This is a genomic window from Streptomyces sp. NPDC057438 (assembly GCF_042802995.1).
Lineage (GTDB): Bacteria > Actinomycetota > Actinomycetes > Streptomycetales > Streptomycetaceae > Streptomyces.
Map to the genome: position 1 here is coordinate 22,337 of NZ_JBHVDD010000025.1, position 16,180 is coordinate 38,516.

General features: G+C 67.8%; 17 protein-coding genes. 1 reads left to right on the forward strand and 16 read right to left on the reverse strand.

Annotated elements, in window-relative coordinates; all coding sequences use genetic code 11:
- Positions 1 to 25: 25 nt before the first annotated feature.
- The 15 genes from ACFU5F_RS16365 to ACFU5F_RS16435 form a co-directional block, all read right to left on the reverse strand.
- Positions 26 to 1,063, reverse strand: coding sequence for a hypothetical protein (locus tag ACFU5F_RS16365; RefSeq protein WP_383887347.1), 1,038 nt, complete (start codon positions 1,061 to 1,063; stop codon positions 26 to 28).
- A gap of 15 nt (positions 1,064 to 1,078) precedes the next feature.
- Positions 1,079 to 2,257, reverse strand: coding sequence for a siphovirus ReqiPepy6 Gp37-like family protein (locus ACFU5F_RS16370; protein ID WP_383887349.1), 1,179 nt, complete (start codon positions 2,255 to 2,257; stop codon positions 1,079 to 1,081).
- Between the two features lie 9 nt (positions 2,258 to 2,266).
- Complete coding sequence (locus ACFU5F_RS16375) at positions 2,267 to 3,199, reverse strand: phage distal tail protein (RefSeq protein WP_383887351.1); 933 nt, start codon at positions 3,197 to 3,199, stop codon at positions 2,267 to 2,269.
- Positions 3,200 to 3,220: 21 nt separating this feature from the next.
- On the reverse strand, positions 3,221 to 8,206 hold the full coding sequence (locus ACFU5F_RS16380; protein ID WP_383887353.1) for a peptidoglycan DD-metalloendopeptidase family protein: 4,986 nt from the start codon (positions 8,204 to 8,206) through the stop codon (positions 3,221 to 3,223).
- 8 nt (positions 8,207 to 8,214) lie between these two features.
- A complete protein-coding gene (locus tag ACFU5F_RS16385) occupies positions 8,215 to 8,625 on the reverse strand; it encodes a hypothetical protein (protein ID WP_383887355.1) in 411 nt (136 codons plus the stop codon).
- A gap of 113 nt (positions 8,626 to 8,738) precedes the next feature.
- Positions 8,739 to 9,068, reverse strand: coding sequence for a hypothetical protein (locus ACFU5F_RS16390; RefSeq protein ID WP_383887357.1), 330 nt, complete (start codon positions 9,066 to 9,068; stop codon positions 8,739 to 8,741).
- A gap of 127 nt (positions 9,069 to 9,195) precedes the next feature.
- Positions 9,196 to 9,768 carry a phage tail protein gene (locus tag ACFU5F_RS16395; protein ID WP_383887359.1) on the reverse strand — a complete coding sequence of 191 codons (573 nt, stop codon included), beginning with the start codon at positions 9,766 to 9,768 and terminating at the stop codon, positions 9,196 to 9,198.
- 100 nt (positions 9,769 to 9,868) lie between these two features.
- Positions 9,869 to 10,294, reverse strand: a complete 426-nt coding sequence (locus ACFU5F_RS16400; RefSeq protein ID WP_383887361.1) for a hypothetical protein — start codon at positions 10,292 to 10,294, stop codon at positions 9,869 to 9,871.
- Positions 10,295 to 10,303: 9 nt separating this feature from the next.
- Complete coding sequence (locus tag ACFU5F_RS16405) at positions 10,304 to 10,537, reverse strand: hypothetical protein (protein ID WP_383887363.1); 234 nt, start codon at positions 10,535 to 10,537, stop codon at positions 10,304 to 10,306.
- 2 nt (positions 10,538 to 10,539) lie between these two features.
- Positions 10,540 to 10,830 (reverse strand): HK97 gp10 family phage protein, encoded by a 291-nt coding sequence (locus ACFU5F_RS16410; protein WP_383887365.1) that lies wholly within the window; start codon positions 10,828 to 10,830, stop codon positions 10,540 to 10,542.
- A complete protein-coding gene (locus tag ACFU5F_RS16415) occupies positions 10,830 to 11,171 on the reverse strand; it encodes a hypothetical protein (RefSeq protein ID WP_383887367.1) in 342 nt (113 codons plus the stop codon). The genes ACFU5F_RS16410 and ACFU5F_RS16415 overlap by 1 nt, the downstream gene beginning before the upstream one ends.
- A 3-nt stretch (positions 11,172 to 11,174) precedes the next feature.
- The gene (locus ACFU5F_RS16420) at positions 11,175 to 11,564 is read right to left on the reverse strand and encodes a hypothetical protein (RefSeq protein ID WP_383887369.1); all 390 of its coding nucleotides are present in this window, start codon (positions 11,562 to 11,564) and stop codon (positions 11,175 to 11,177) included.
- A 15-nt stretch (positions 11,565 to 11,579) separates the two neighbouring features.
- Positions 11,580 to 11,915: a hypothetical protein gene (locus ACFU5F_RS16425; RefSeq protein ID WP_383887371.1), complete on the reverse strand. Its 336-nt coding sequence runs from the start codon at positions 11,913 to 11,915 to the stop codon at positions 11,580 to 11,582.
- A 32-nt stretch (positions 11,916 to 11,947) separates the two neighbouring features.
- Positions 11,948 to 13,270, reverse strand: coding sequence for a major capsid protein (locus ACFU5F_RS16430; RefSeq protein ID WP_383887373.1), 1,323 nt, complete (start codon positions 13,268 to 13,270; stop codon positions 11,948 to 11,950).
- Positions 13,271 to 13,285: 15 nt separating this feature from the next.
- Positions 13,286 to 13,912, reverse strand: coding sequence for a hypothetical protein (locus ACFU5F_RS16435; protein WP_383887375.1), 627 nt, complete (start codon positions 13,910 to 13,912; stop codon positions 13,286 to 13,288).
- 95 nt (positions 13,913 to 14,007) lie between these two features.
- Here ACFU5F_RS16435 and ACFU5F_RS16440 point away from each other — a divergent pair, with 95 nt between their 5' ends.
- On the forward strand, positions 14,008 to 14,673 hold the full coding sequence (locus ACFU5F_RS16440) for a hypothetical protein (protein WP_383887377.1): 666 nt from the start codon (positions 14,008 to 14,010) through the stop codon (positions 14,671 to 14,673).
- Here the strand turns inward: ACFU5F_RS16440 and ACFU5F_RS16445 are convergent.
- Positions 14,642 to 16,180: a phage portal protein gene (locus ACFU5F_RS16445; protein WP_383887379.1), complete on the reverse strand. Its 1,539-nt coding sequence runs from the start codon at positions 16,178 to 16,180 to the stop codon at positions 14,642 to 14,644. The genes ACFU5F_RS16440 and ACFU5F_RS16445 overlap by 32 nt on opposite strands.

Here is a 16,180-nt window from a genome sequence, read left to right on the forward strand (position 1 = left end):
CCCCTCCTTCGTTCTGAGTGTGGGGTCAGGCCGCTTCGATCACGCCGGTGATGGTGAGGATGTCGCCGCTGCGGATGTTGAACGGGCTGTTGTTCTCGATGTTCGCGCTGTTGACCTGGCCGTATGACGGCGTGCCGCTGGCCGTGCTGGACATCGGGACCCGGATGCGGGTGATCTTGTTGGGCGCCTCGGTCGGGTACGTGATGCCGGTACCGACGAAGGACAGTCCGCTGTCGTTGCCGGAGTCCTGGGTGAAGGACACGTTGAACAGCTCGCGCGTGGAGCCCTGCACGTTGAAGGGCAGCGTCACGCGGAGAGGAGAGTCGATCCCGGCAGGGTTCCCCGTCGGCTGGAGCTGGATCTTGACCCAGTAGACGTTGCCCGCGAGCCGCTTGTACCGGCCGATGTTCGTGGACCCGGAGCCCCAATTGATGACCGTGCCGCCCGCGTCCCACACCGGCGTGTAGGTCCTCGCGGCGGGAGCCTCGGCGACGCCGAGGAAGTTCCAGTTCGTCCCGTCACCGAGGTAGACGGTCGTGCCACTGTCGATGTGGAGCTGCCCCCGCACCGGCGGACGGCGATACGCGGCGCTCCCGAAGACCGCAGGACGGCCTACGAACCAGCGGACGTCCGTGACTCCCGCCGGGGGCACGACAGACGCTCCAGCGGCCACCGTGACCCGCGCGATGGGGATCTCCCACGTGCCGTTGAGGGTCTGCGTCAGGGACGGGAAGCTCGTGCCGCCCGTCTTGTACTGCACCGTCGTGGAGTCCGCCGAGGGGTCGCGCCGCAGGACGATCAGGTCGTTCCGGGCCGAGCCGCCACCGGAGTTGGTGGGGACGCTGACGTTCAGGGCTGCGTCGTTCTTGTAATACGTGCCCTGTATCCACGCCTCACCCGCCGCGAGCGAGACGGTGGACGCGTTCGAGGCGGTGATCTTCAGGTCCGTACCGGTCTCGCTCGTCGCGAAGACGCCGTCCACCTGGGCTATCCGCATGTAGCTGGACCACTGGTCCTCCGTGCTGATGGGCGAGGAGCCGAACGGAAAGCTGCTCTGGGTCATGTCGGCCTCTCTGCGCTAGGACTGCCTGCGCGTCTCGACGCGCCTGAGCCGGGTGAAGATCCATCGGACGTACGCGAACTGCCGCGCGAAGGGGTTCCTGTTGTCCGTGGCGTCCGGCGTGCCGACGGTGGCCTTGGCGACGTATCCGCCCTGCGAGTCGAAGGTGATCGTGACCTCGCGGACCACCTCGGTGAGGAAGTCGTAGTTCACCTGGCATGTGACCTTGTCGCCCACCGTGTAGTCCCTGCCGAACTGGAGGAGCGGCGTGTCGATGGGGGTCATCGTCAGGTTGTACTGAGCGGCCCCGGAGGTCAGTGCCTCCTGGGCGGCCTGGGTTACCTGGCTCGCCGCATCCACGGCCGTGGAGTCGACATCGGTCTTGTCCACGAACTGCTCGATCCACGGGCCCGGGAAGTTGGGGTCCGCCTGGGTCACCACGGTCACAACGCGGGCGCTCGACTCGCCGCCGACCACGACGACGGCCTTGGTGCAGGTCGGGGCGGTCACCGAGTACGAGGCGTCCGTGAGATTGCCGAGCTTGAAGGAGAACTTCGCGGTGTCCGTCAGGTCGGCCGGCTCGTAGACCTGGAACTGGAGGTTGCCGCTGACCTGGACGATCCGGAAGCCCAGCCCCGCCGTATTGGCGATGTCCTGGAGGGTCGTCAGGAGGTTGTCGAACTGGTTGACCTGCTTGGTGACGGCCGCCCCGTGGCCGCCGTCTGTGGCCAGCGTCAGGTACGAGATCTTCCGGGCCGAGTGGGCGCCGGGCCCGATGTTCAGGTTCACCAGGGTCCGCATGGCCGTCTCGGCCACGACCCCAGAGATCTTGTAGACCGGATCCGTCTGAGAGCCCGCTGCGGACGCTGGGTTGGGCCAGCACGTCGTACCGGCCAGGAGGGTCATGTCGTCGACCCCGTTGATCGTGAGCGTGCCCTTGCCGCCGTCGCCGGAGTCCCAGTTCGGCTCCCGGATCGGGCCCGACATCAGGACCGTCGACCCTCTACGGATCACCAGGCCGTTGCCCGGGACGAGCAGGGGAGCCTTCGGAGAGTCGGCGGAGATGCTCAGGACGAAGGCCCCCACCGCGTTGAAGCGCGGCGTCACCGTGAGGGAGGTGAAGTCGTCGACCACCCCGATGATGTCCAGGTTGTCGTCGCGGACTTGGACGGTGATGTCCGGCTGCTCGAAGGCCATCGCCACCCCCTACGCGGTCAGGAAGCGGGGCTGGTAGTCGAGCTGGACCACCGTGTCGTCGTCGGTACCGACGAGGGCCAGGGAGACTTCGTTCTCTCCGGGCTCCAGGCCCCACAGGTCCGAGTCCGTAGCGAGGTTGGGCCACCAGTTCGTTGAGCCGTTCAGGACGGCCGTCTGGACGCGTTCGCGGGTGTCGATGACCAGGACGTCGGAGGAGCTGAGAGAGGCCGTCACAGAGAAGCTCAGGCCCGTCGTGACGTTCGAGATGACCGCCGACGTCATGGGTCCGTGGATCGTGAAGACCGGGAAGCTCCTGGCATCCCCGGGGTTGTTGATCACGGTGTCCCCGAGGACCTGGGAGTCCCGAACCACCAGGGGCAGCACCGGGAAGAAGTCCCCGCTCGCCCCCGCGCCGAACTCCTGGTGCACCGACTCCCCGAGCCAGTACGGGCTGGGGCACGAGAACGTCAGCCCCACGACTTGCCAGTGGAGGCCCGCTTCGTTCTCGCCGGTGGAGCCCTCGGCCCCCGAGACGTAGTACGCCTCGATCGTGCGGAACGATCCGTCCGCCTCGGTCAGGGTCAGAGTGCCCAGCCCCAGGCGGGGGTTGAGCGTGCCGTAGAAGGACCGCTTGCGGGTCATGAAGCCCGCGCGGCTGGTGTCGAAGAAGGCGACCGGGAGGAAGACCTCCCGGGCCTGTGCCCGGAGCCCCCGCAGAGCGTTGCCGTCGATCTGCGGTGAGGCGTCCGTATAGAAGTCGTACCCGGGCAGATCCAGGCCCCGGATGCCCGGCTGGAGGAGCCAGCCGTTCTCCCAGTCGGACAGGAACGTCGTGCGTCCCTGGGCGTCCGTCCAGGACAGGCTGGGCACCTCCAGCGGGTCGATCGGTGGCGGGTTGATGCCGCCCGGGAGGTTCCCGGAGGGGCGTACGAAGATCGGCATGTATGCCCCTCCGGGTCCTGATCACATGGCGATCTGGGCGCCGTAGAGCGCGTTGTAGTCGCGCACGGCATCCAGGAACGCCTGCTTGGTCGGCTTCTCCGTCGTGGTGGTGTGCAGGTGGAGATCCCGGACCCGCTCGTCACGGGCCGCAGGGCTCGGGAGACTCTGAGCCGAGCCCGCCATCTGCTGGGAGATCCGCATCGACTCCTGATGCGGATAGACCTGAGCCGGCCGCTTGAAGCGGACCAGCTCCGGGCCCTCCTCGCCGACCCAGGCCCACTCGCCCAGGCGGGGGGAGCCGCCCTTGGCGTACCCGCCCGGCCGGTTGTACGCCCGGGAGAGCGACCCGTACGCCGCGAGGGCGTACCGCATCGACGAGTACACGTTGGCGAGCGGGTCGATCGAGGTCCCGTACAGGAACGGTCCCTTGTTCTTGAACCGCCCGGCGTAGGCCCGGAACGTGGGTCCGATGACCTGCATCAGTCCGACGCTCGGGTGTCCCGCGCGCCAGTTGCTGTCCCACTTGTTGACGGCCCTCGGATTGCCGCCGCTCTCCTGGTTCATCCGGCGCAAGGTCGTCTGAGTCAGGGAGGAGGGCTGGTCGACCAGGCCCAGGGCCTGACGGACCACTCCGGCCCACCGCTGGACACCCGATCCGGGCGTGTTCAGCGAGCTGCCGCCACCGGTGAGGTACGGCATGGGGTCCACCGGCTTGCCGTTGACCCGGGCCTCCAGGTGGAGGTGCGGGCCGGTGACGTTGCCGGTCGCTCCCACACGGCCGATGAGTGATCCGGCCGCGACCGTGTCCTTGAGCTTGGCCACGATCTCGCTCATGTGGGCGTACAGCGACGTGAGGCCGCCGCCGTGGTCCACAGTGAGGTGGTTGCCGTACGGGCCCGAGCGGCCCACGGAGGAGACCCGACCAGCGGCCACGGCCTTGATCGCCGTGCCGATGGCTGCCGGGAAGTCCAGACCCGTGTGGCGTCCGGAGGACCACATGGATCCCTTGGCCCCGAACTTCGTTCCGTAGGGCGCGTTGACGGGCTTGATCCAGGAGCCTCCGCCCCCGACCTCCGCCTCCTTGCCCCGGATGAAGTCGACGATCTTGTCAGCCAGCACCACCGGGATGTTGCCGACCAACCTGGACCAGACCTGCTTCTTGGTGTCGACCGTCAGGGACTTGACCCCGAGCAGGGTCTTGAGCGCCTTCTCGGCCAGTTCGGCCACGCCGCCCCGGGCCCAGTCGGCACCCTTCTCCAAGAGGTCGACGCCCTTGCCGACGACGCCCTTCACCGCGTTCGTGACGGGGTTGTTCGTCAGGTCGTCCCAGATGCCGCCGCCCCAGAACGCCCGGTGAGAGAGTCCCTGGTTGAGCAGCGCCTGAACGCCCTGCACGCCACCCGTACGAGCCGCAGCATTGAGGGCGTTGATGCCCCCTCGGCCGACAGCTGTGGTGACCTCGGGCCGCATGATGGCCTCGCCACCCGAGAGGTCGAGCAGACCGCCGGTCGGCGAGTAGAAGCGGTGGACGTCGCGGCCAGGTGTGTAGCCCGGCAGGATGCCGCCGCTCGCGAAGCCCTTGGGGAGCTTCATCTCGCTGATCGTGCCGATGCCCGGGAGCTTGGCCGCCGTGTTGTTCCAGACCTTGCGGAGGCCGTTATTAAAAACGGTCTCCACCAGGAACTTCACCGGCGCCTTGGCGATGCCCCGCAGCTTCTCCCAGGCCGTCTTGACGCCCTCGACCGCCTTCTTGAAGAAGCCGACGATGGCGTCCTTGAAGTCGGAGACCCGGCCCTCGACCGTCTTGCAGATGGAGGTCGTGGTCCCGGCGACCCCGGACCACAGGTCATCCCACTTCTGCTTCGCCCACTTCTTGGCGTCGCCGAACTTGTTGCTGATGCCCCGGGCGAACCCGGCCACCTTGTCGCCCACCGTCTTGGCCGCGTCGGTGGCGCGGCCGATGGTGTTGCGCCAGACAGCGTCCCAGATGTCCTTGATCCACCGCTTGCCGGTGTCGAACCAGTCCCGGATCTTCTTGATCAGGTCCGGGATGATCGAGTGGCCAACGAGCTTGTCGTAGAGCCACTGGAACTTCTCGGCGATCCACTCGGTGACGTGCTTGACCGTGTCGATGAAGGGCTGGAGCTTGCGCCCCATGTCCTTGATGAAGTCGATCAGGCCCTGGATGGCCGGGAGGACCGTCTCCTTGATCACCCAGACGGCCAACTTCACCAGGAGGTCGACGAGCTGGAGGATCGGCGGGAGCAGCGGCAGGATCGCCGGGAGCAGCATCGTGACGAGCTGAGTGCCCAGCAACAGGAGCTGCGGGAGCAGCGGAGCGATGGCGAGCAGCAGGTCACCGAGTGACTTGCCGACGCTGACCAGTGGCGGGATCAGCTCCGGGATGACCGGGAGCAACTGCTCCAAGATCGTGAGGAACTGAGCCGCTGCCGTCTCGGCGATCTCCACCAGGATGTCGCCGACGATCTCCAGGATCGGCGTGAGGATCTTGCTCAGCGCTTCGGCCAGGATGACCACGACCGGGGCTATCGCCTCGATCAGCCGCCCGACCACCTGGACTATGGGCTTCAGCGGCTCCAGCGCCAGAGCGATCAGGTCCCCGATCACGGGGATCAGGGGAGCGACCGCCTCCAGGACCTGGCCGAGAACCTGGGCGACGACCACGAGGATCGGGCCGAGGGCGTCGATCACGGGCTTCAGGGCGTCGCCCAGAGCCGTGACGATCATCTCGATCGGAGGACCGAGCTGCTCGAAAATCTGGCCGACGAACTTCAGGGCCGTCCCGAGCAGGGGAGCCACCGTCTTGGTCAGCGTCCCCATCACCGAGAACAGCGCCTGAAGCCCGCCCTGTACCTCCGGGCTGGAGGTGATCTCCGCGATGGCCCCGGTGATCTCCTTGAGGACCTGGATGGTCCCGCCGCCGGAGTCGGCCCCGGCCATGAAGATGTTGCTGAGGATCGAGAAGACGTTCTGGCCGACGTCCATCAGGTCGCCGAGCAGGCTGACCGCCTGGTCGATGGCCTTCTCCATGGCGCCGGACTCGAAGGCCGCTCCGAGCTTGTCGGTGACCTTCGTGATGGCGCCACCGAGGCCCTCGGTGACCCTCTGGAACGCGGGCTGAGCCGCCACGGCGATCTGGCCGAAGGCCGTGACGATCTGGTTCGGGGCTTTCTCCAGCGGCTTGAGCGACTGGGTGGCCCCGTCCAGGATCTTCTTGAGCATCCCGGCCTTGGCCAGGTTGTTCACCGCGTCCAGGGCGCCCTTGCCCATCCGGTTCAGGACGCCTGCCGCGCCCTCCAGGCCACCCCGGAGGATCGGGATGACCCGCGTGCCCACGTCCGTGAGCCGGCCGCCTATCCCTGCGAACAGACGGTCCTGGACGCCGAGCTGCATGGCGTCCCAGGCGGGCTTCAGGCCCTTGACCGCGTTGACGAACCCCTGGGCGTTCGGGCTGAGCTTGGAGAAGTTCTCCGAGAGCTTGGCCGTCTGGGCCGCAGAGGCTGCCTGAGCGTCCGCAAGGGACCGGGAGGCGTCGGCCACCGCACCCTGGGCGTCGGCGACCTGACGGGCTCCGTCGGCCTGGGCCTTGGCCACCGCGGATTCTGCATCCGCGACCGCGCGCCGCTTGTCGGCGACGTTCTGGTCCGCTTGGGCGAGGCGCTCGCGAGCGGACCGGACCTGGTCCGTGCCCTCGACACCGGCCTTATTGGCCTTCTTGGTGTCCTCTTCGAGCCGCTTGGTCTCGACCTGCTGTTCCTTCAGGCCCTGCTTGGCCTGGTCGAGACGGAGCTTGGCCTCCTCGCGGTCCAGCTCGCTCGCCTTGGGGTTGGCGAGGACCTTGTCCAGCTCCTCCTGGGCCTCCTTGACCCGGAGGATCGCCTCCTTCTCGTCGAGCTTGGAGCCCGCGAGCTGGAGGTTGAGGTCCTGAAGCGCCCGGCGGCCGTCCTCGTACGCCTGGGTCAGGTCCTGCTGGGCCTGCCGGGCGTCCTTCTGAGCGGCGGTCAGGTCCCGCTGGGCATCGGCAACAGTCTGCTGAGCCTGGGCGACCTGCTCGGCTGCCTGCCTCTGGGCGTCACCAACGCCTCGCTGAGCGTCTGCCAGACGTCGCTGGGCCTGCTCGACCTGCCGGGCCGCCGAAGCGGCTCCAGATGCGCCCGAGGACGCCGTGTCGAAGGTCTCCTTGAAGGCTTCGCTCAGGCCGGACGTGCCGAGCTTGATGGCCCCGACGGCCGAGCCGAGAGCGGCGACCGCCGGGAGAGCCAGGGCCGCCGCCGGAGCGATGGCCGCGACGACGCTGACCAGGGAACCCACGAGGGGCGCGGCCGAGCCAAGGAGCGCGACCTTGGAGGCCAGGCCCCCGACAGCTCCACCAGCCGAGGAGGCGATGCCCGTGATACGCGAGATCACGGAGGAAGCCCGCGCAACCTGGGAACTGTTGACGTTCGCGTTGATCGTTGCCCTGCGGTCCCGGGCCAGCAGAGCGAGCTGAGCCGCTGCCGCTGCGGTGTCCGCGTTGGCGTTGACCGTGACCGAGCGGGGCCGGGTCAGGAGGGCCAGATCGTCGGCTCCCGCACGGGTGTCGACGTCGGCGTTGATGACGACCGTCCGCGTCCTCGTGAGGACGTCCAGATCGGTCATCACGGCCCGATGGGCGGACCGGTCGATGACGGGGCGGACGGTGACGTCCAGGGTCTCCTGGAGGCCGCGCAGCTCGGAGTCCAGGCCGGCTCGCATGGCCTGCCCGTAACGCCTGCCGATCTGGCGGCCCTTGGAGACGGCGGACGCCTCGGCGACGTCCAGGGAGCGACGGAGCGCGTTGTCGATCCCCGAGAAGTCGAGCGACCGGGTGACTGACCGGGACAGGGTGCGTCCCAGGTTCTGGCCCAGCCGCTCGACCGAGGGGGTCAGCGCCGCGTCTGCTCGGGAGGCGAAGTCCGAGACGTCGGGGACGATCGACGCAACGACGGATCCGACGTTGGTGGACATCGCGCCCCCTATTCAGTTGTGGACTCCTCGGCCGCCTGGGCCATGAGCCGGAGGTGCTCTTCCCGGGCCTGAGCAAGGCGCCGGGCGTGCTCGGTGTCCTGGGGAGCCCCGGGGCGCGTTGCCTCGAAGTACCGCCGCTTGGCGACTGCCTGACGGGCCTTGCGGGCCTCGTCCTCGGCGAGCTGCTCGGGAGTCCGCAGATCCGGTCGATTCACCGGCGGATACAGCTCCGTGATCTTCTTCTCCGAATGGATGTTGAAGAGAAGCTGGATGGCGTCCTGCTGACGTTCGATGAGGGCGGCCATCAGATAGTCGCGATCAGTCCACCGCCGAAGGGTGCGGTCACCGGCCATGGTTGAGCGCGTCATCGAGTCGCTCGGCAGTGCCAAGACGAACTCCCACAGCTCCAGCCACGACATGGAGCCCCGCACCCTGCCGCGCTTGGTCACCCGTAGGCGGTGGAACTCATTGAGGGAGCGCCCAGGGAAGTAGCGGGCGATGTCGGCCCGTAGCTCGGAGGGGTGCTCCTCGATCAGTTGGAGGAGCTGCTCGATTCCCCCGGCCCCACGCCCGCGTCCTCGTTGATCGCCTCCATGATGTCCTGGAAGTCACCCAGGGTGAGGCCCAGCTCCAGGAGGCGGTCCACCTGCTCCTGGTTCGAGATCAGCGCGAGGATCGTGGTGGCGTCCTCGTCCTTCAGGGCGCGGATCTTCTTGACGACTGTCATCGGCCACCAGGGGGCCATGGGGAAGACGAACTTCTCGTCGCCCAAGTCGACTTCCAGTTCCTTGACGCCCTGGGCCTCCAGGCGCTGGGCGCGGAGGGTCTCCAGGTGGAGGCGCTTGCGGTTCGGCTTGCTCATGGTCGTGCTCCGGTTCTCGCGGATCTTCGCGGGTCAATGCACTGGCCGGAGAGCAGACCCGCGAAGGACTCTCCGGCCAGTGGCTATGGGTGTGGAATTCACCGCGTAGGCGGTGAACCACTGCAGGTCAGGACGGCAGGGAGACCAGGCCGTACTGGCGGGTGATCGAGCTGCCGCCGCTCGGGGCGGTCAGGGACGAGAAGGTCAGGTCGAACGCCTGGTTCGTGTCGGACTTGTACGTCCGGTCGCCCTTCGCGGTGACCTCGGCACGGGCGACGATGATCCGGGCGGGCTTGTCGTTGTCGATGACGTCCATGCCGAGCGCGTAGTACATCGGCTCGTTCGACTGCGGCTCCTCGAATGCGAGGAACTGGGTGGAGCCGGTGCCCGACGAGGTCATGTCCGCCGCGTCCACGCCGTAGTACAGAGCCAGCGTGAGGTAGCTGGTCTCCATGAAGGTGATCTTGAACGTCGTCGCACGCTCGGTCACCTGCTTCCGGACCGGGCTGTTGTACCCCCACGCCTTGAAGTCCTGGATGTTCTCGTTGAGGGACTCGGTCAGACCATCCTCGGTCACGTACCCGAGGTCGACCCAACCAGCACCCCAGGCGGAGTACGGGTCGGTGGGGGCGGTGGTGCCGACGGGAGCTACGACGAACGTGCCCTTGACGCCGACCCTCACCTGAGTGTCGTCAGCCATTGATCCTCCTGGTGGAGTTGACGCCGGTACGAAGACGGGCATGACGGCCCCTCCGGACGGGCTTGGAATGGAGCCTGGAGAGGCCCAGGCGGATCGCGGGTCAGGCAGGTCGAACGCGCAGCCCGGCCGTGTAGCCGATGCGCGTGACGTTCGAGTTGGGCTCCTCAGGCCGGACAGCCGGCCCGATCTCCTCCCAGGTGCGCAGCACGTAGCCGCTGTTCCGGGAGGTGCCCTGCATCTGCTCGACGGCGGCCCGGACCTGCGCCATCGCGTCGGTGGCCTCCACGCGGGAGGCGGCGTACACGTCGAGCGAGATGCGCGCGTCGTCGTGCAGTCGGCGGCCCTCCAGGGTCGCCGTGACCCGGGTACCGCCGATACGGGCGACCTGGACGAAGGGGAGCGACTCCGTGAAGGCGTCCCCCTCGGGCCGCACGGTGGCGGCCTCGTAGGAGAGGACGTCCAGGATCTGGTTGACGACCATCTCCTCGACATCTGGGAAGACCAGGGCGGTCAGGGGCGGGGTCACCGCGGCCTCCTACTCGGCCGGGGTCTCCGGCGCCTCGGCCTTGCGCGTGCGCTTGGCGGGCTCAGGAGCGCTCTGGACGGGCTCGGAGACCTCGGGGAGCCTCCCGAACCGGAGTACCGGCTCAGCGCCCTCCAGGTGCCCGATCCCGGCCCGTACGAGGTCCTTGACCTCCTCGTCCGGCACGTCCACGACGTCGCCGGGCTGGTGGCCCTGATAGGCGAAGGCGAGCTTGAGCTTGGCCATGATCAGCCCCTTGCTGCATCGAGTGCGTTGGCGATGGTGTGGTGAGCGGGATGGTCTGCATCCCGCGTGCCGAGTTCGATCACCGCCGCGTACTCGACGTCCGAGACGATCAGGACGGAGCCGTCCGGGCCGTCCTCGGCATGGATGGAGTCGCGGTAATGGCCGCTTTCCACGGGTGCGTTGCCCTGGGCGACGGCCACCACCCGGTCGGCCCGCTCGTGCAGGTCGGCGTGGACGAAGTCCTCGTGGACCAGGGAGGCGATGGCCGCGTTGTTGGGCTTGAAGGCGCCCATCAGCCGGTCATCTCCTTGAGCGTGACCCGCTTGTACGCGAGGACAGCCAGGGGGCCGTAACCGGTCTGGACCTCGGGCTTGCCGTCGACCTCGTACGTGACGCCGTCGACCTCGGCCCGGTCGTACTCCGTGACGGCCGCTGACGGGGGCAGGAAGCACGTCAGGAACGTGATGACCTGATCGCCCTGCTGGACCGTCTCCGAGGAGCTCACGGGCTCTGTGCGGCCCTTGTACGAGGTCCTGGTGGCCGTTGACCAGTCGGTGATCCGGTTGTTCTGCCGGTCCCTCGTGGGCTCCGGCTTCGTCAGCACGGTGACCGTGTGCGTGGGGAGGAGCAGCACGGCTCACCCCCAGGTGTACGGGTACACCGGCCACAGGCCCTTGGTCTGGAGCAGGTCGAGCAGGTCCGGGGCGACCCGGGGAGTGCCGCTGCCGACGACCGAGATGGCCCGGACGATCTTCTGGCTGCCCAGCTCCATCTGGGAGACGTTGGCCATGGCCCCCGTCTCGTCGCCCAGGGAGTTGATGTACTGCGCCTGGATGCAGACGGCCTCCCGGAAGACCTCGATCAGATCGGGGTCTGTGGGGAGGCCGTTGTCGTCCGTCTCGTACACGGCCCCGATCAGGAGCCTGTCGAGCCGCCTGGATGCCTTGGTCAGCAGCCGGGTCGCATTGGCCGGTACGGGGTCCGGATCCAGGTAGTCGGTGAACTCCTGGACGGTGGCGTACGCCATGACGCCTCCTCCGGCTCAGAGCGTCAGGCAGGCGACCGTGACGCTCGTGACGGCCGACAGGTCGACGAACACGGTGTCCGTGCCGTCCGGCTGCTCGTAGTTGTCGTTGAACGGCCCGAAGAACTTGTCCGCCCCCGCGCCCACCGTGGCGGTGGGGCTGGTGACGGCCTGGCCCTCGACGGTCTTGCCGATCTTCAGCGTGACCGTGATCGAGGAGCCCGACCCGTTCTTGACGTGGAGCACCTGCTTGCCGCTGCTCCGGAGGGAGACTCCGGCGGCGTCGGGTGTCACGTAGGTCGGGGCGAGGCCAGTGGTGGCGAACTTCTGGGCGGTGAGCGCGGTACGCGCCATGGTGGTGTTCCTCCTTGGTGCGACCGGTGCCGCTACTGAACCTTGATGTTGCGGAAGACGGCCGCAGCCTTGGTGGCCTTGAGGACGACGGCGATCGGTCCCATTTCGACCTCGCCCTTCTTCACGGCACCGGCGGTGGTGAAGTCGGGGAGGTAGGTGGAAACGATCTGGCCGCCGATGGTGGTGACGCCGTGGAAGCCGTCCAGGCCCATTCGGACCGCGTACAGGTCGGTCAGGCCCGACACCGCGCTGTCTCCGGTCTGGGTGACCGTGATGCCCGGCGAGGTACCGCCGGTGAGCCCCGCGCCCGACGCGGTGACGGTCGCCGGGGTATCCGCCAGGTCGCCGGTGAAGGTCAGCGTCTTCACGGACGTGCCGGAGACCGTAGCGTTGCCCGAACCGACGTTGGACAGCCCGATGATGGCCGACTGCACCGTGGAGGCCGAGGCGTTGTACGCGATGCCCGAAGTCGTCTGGGTGTTCCCGGCGATGGTCACGCTCACGGTGTACGTACCGCCGGTGGGGGAGCCGGTGACCTCCAGGGTCCAGGTCGAGCTGTCGGGGTCCCGGGTCTCGATCGGGATGATCGGAGACGAGGTGCCCGCCTTGTCGCCTGGGTCGACGAACACGATGTCGCCGTACGACTCGCGGACGATCGGACGGCCACCGGGCCCCATCAGCCCGTCCACCGGGTTCCGGGTGTATACGCCGGCTCGACGGGCCAGGGCACGCACGCGGGCCAGAGCCTTGGTGTTGCCCAGGACCATGGTCGGCGTGCCGTCGAGCAGCGACAGCCACTCGTCGAGCGTGTCCAGGGCGACCTGAGCTGAGGCCGGATTGGTGTCGAAGTCGGACCAGTCGGTGACCTCGGTGGGCCGGAACTCCGTGCTGGAACCCGAGAGGGCCTTGTTGAGGCCGTCGAAGCCGTTGGCGGCGTCCGCGTCCGTACCGTCCGCAACATCGCCGTTGATGACGGCGTCCTGGAAGCGGGTCTTGGTCGCCTTGATCTTCTGGGACATGTTCAGCGCCACGGCACCGGACGCGGCCGGACCGATCTTGGCGATGACCCGGTCCACCTCGAAGCTGCCACCGAGGACGGCCAGGTCCACGCTGTACCGCTGGGTCTGGACGTCGCTCGGCGTGTACTCCGTGTTGAGCGCACGGAAGGCCGCGGTGGGCTGAGTGACGAGTCGGCGGTAGCCGTACGTCAGGGTCGCGCCGCCACCGGCAGGGTTCACGACGTCGTCGAAGGTGAGCGCGTCCAGGACGGCGCTCTCCTTCCGGAACTCGTCGATGACCTGGACGTCGATGTCGTCCGTGGCGTTGTTCTTCGCCTCATTCAGGGTGACGGGCATGGGTTCTTCCTTTGATCAGTTGCCGCGCATCCGTGCTGCCACGGCGTCGGCGAGACTGGTGGGCTTGCGGGCTCCTTCGCCGCGCCCGGACATCTCCGTCCCGCTGCGAGCGGGAGGGGCGGAGGCGGTCTTGAGCTTCGGGTTCGACTCGACAGCCGCCTTGATCGCGTCGCCGACCTTCGTGGCGAAGTCGTCGGAGTCCGGGTCCAGGCCGTCGACTTGCTTCAGGAAGCCCCGGCTGTCCAAGAGGGCGTCCGCATCGGCGCTGTGCTTCCCGGCCGCTCGGTACACGGCCAGTTCCACGGCGCTCTGGCGGGCCTTGTCCTGACTCGCGCTGAGCTGTTGGGCGAGTTTCTCGGGGTCCGCCTTGCCGTCGTCCAGCTCGATGCCCGCCTTCTGGGCGAGCTTGGCGAGCAGGTCGGCCTGCCGCTGGAGTTCGGAGTTCGTGGTCTTCGAGCGGTCCTCGTGCTTGCGGGCCTGGGCCTTCCACTTCTCGGCCTCGGCCTGCCAGTTGGTCTCGCCGCTGTTGGTGCCCTTGTCGTCCGTGCCGGACTCGGGCGGGGGCGTGCCCTCGGGAGGCGTCGTACCCTCCGGGGTGGTCGTGCTCTCCGCGCCCGTGCCGGGCTCTGCGGGGGTCGTCATGGTCGTGCTCTCCCTTGTCGGGTGGGGGTGCCCATGCGGGCTCAGCGGGCACACCGGCCCGTTGATGTCAGAGGGGGCCGATAGCGTCATCTGCTGTGACGACAGAAACCGTCGAGAAGCAGGACGCCACCGGCAAGGTCCTGGAGATCTACGCCTCCGCCTGGATGGCGGTCTATCTGGACATCGACCGCGTCAAGCACAACGTCGCGGTTCGCGGGAAGAGTGGCCTGAGTCGCCAGATCGACGTGTGCGGATACCGAGCGGACGGAATGGTCATCGGCGAGGCCAAAGATCACCAGAAGAAGAAGCTGGAGGTCCGCTTCGTCGACGAGTTCATCGGAAAGATGCAGGACGTCGGTGCTGTCGCGGGCGTGTTGTTCTCCCCGGTCGGCTTCTCCGCCGGAGCCGAGAAGCGTGCGGCCGTGGCCTACCCGCCGATACAGCTGATCACCCTGCAACACGGGCGCCACGTCCCGCCCGAGACCTTCTCGGACGTCTTCTGCCCCAGCCTCAGTGGCTGCCGCAGCTCCGTGGGCTGGAACCACCGAGTGATCAGGAGCGAGTCGGAGACACAGGCGGGGGTTTGTGACCGATGCGGATCGGTGATCATCTGGTGTCCGGTCTGCGAGGAGGCCAACGCCGTCGACTCAGGCGACCAGCACTGTGGCTGTGGTCTGAAGTACTCCATCTTCCAAGATCATGCCGACGACAGCAGCATTGAGGTCACGCTCATACGGGTGTGGACGCCTTGGAGCCCTTGATCGATCGCGTTACCTCGGGCTGGTCAGCGGCTACAGCGGACTCGGGTGCGAGCGCGGTCTCGTCGCGGATCCGCGTGACCTCTTCGATGACCTGCTCCTCGCGCCAGTCGGGGTTGAGACGGCGAACCTTCTCGAAGGTGGAGATGGCACCCGCACGGTTCAGCAGATCGAGTTGCTCCGCCGTCTCGCCCGGGTCGGGCGTGACCAGGTCCGGGAACTCGACATGCGGTTCGACCGGGATCACCGAGGTCCGGAAGACGGCCCGGTCGATTTCCAACAGCACGCCGAAGAGGTGCGCCAAGGCCGGCCGCCAGTAACTGGTCTTGTTCGCCCGGGTGGTGAGTGACTGACGCTCCCGAGCCGCGATCTCGGTCGCCGTCGGGTTGCCGCTGCCCTCGCCCGTGACGCCGAAGGTCTGGAGGCTGTACCCGGCACCGAGGATGATCCGCTCGGCCAGGTCGGCACAGAGAGCGCGGTGCTCCTCGGTGCGGATGTTGAACTGGACCTGCTCGATGACCGAGCCCTTGTCCTCACCCGGCGCGAGGTTGAGGGGAGCGAACAGCTCACGGTCGATGTCGAAGTACGCGCCCTGGCCCTTGCCGAGGTTGTCGAGCACCTCCGTGCCGACCAGCAGCCGAGCTTTGCCGGTGCGCAGGTCGCGCATCCAGTCGCTGTACGCCTCGTCCAGCGCGTCCATCAGCGCTTCGACACCGGAAAAGTCCGATCGGCCGAGGTTCGCGGCTGCGGGAAGGTGCCTCCAGAGCTTGTTGGGCTTGAGGTTCGGGATGTACTGCGCGGTGAGCTTCGGCGTCCCGGTCGGGATGCCGTCCCCGTCGATCACCAGGTCAGCGAGACCAGCGGTCTCGGGGAAGTCCGTCAGGGCCATCTGGACGCCCAGCTCGGTGGCCGAGCCGATCCACACGGAGTGCCGGATCCAGCCCGGCTCGTGCCGTTCGAGCTGGCGCACAACGGTATTGGCGTCCTCGCGGATCACGTTCCAGAACGTGACGGCACTCAGCCGACCCCACTTCCACTCGGGGACCGCGATGTCGGGGGAGGCCGCCACCAGCCAGGGCTTGTCCTGGATGCTCTGGTCCCAGACCACTCGGAGGTACACGCCGCCCAGAGCGGCCGAGATCTCAGCGGCCTCACGGAGCGCCGCGTACGTCGTGTCGTCCGCGAGCTGGTCTAGGCGCTCTTGGGTCGCCTCGTCGTCCACCGTCAGTTTCAGGGGGGACCCGAAGAGCAGGTTGGCGCTGGTCGCCGCGATGGCCCCGGCGAGTGGCACGTGGAGCTTGGAGGGCCGCTCCCCGACGGGAGTCGGCTGACCCCAGAACCAACGTCCCAGACGGGCGAGGAAGCCCTTCCTGCGTACGGTGGGCCTGTCGTTCGGCGCATTAAGGTACGCATCTGTCAGGCCCTCGGGGGTCCCGGCGTACCAGGCGTTCCAGATCTCCTGTTGGGCGAAGACGTCGGCGAGTTCCGGAGGAGGCCATGCGGTAGCCAT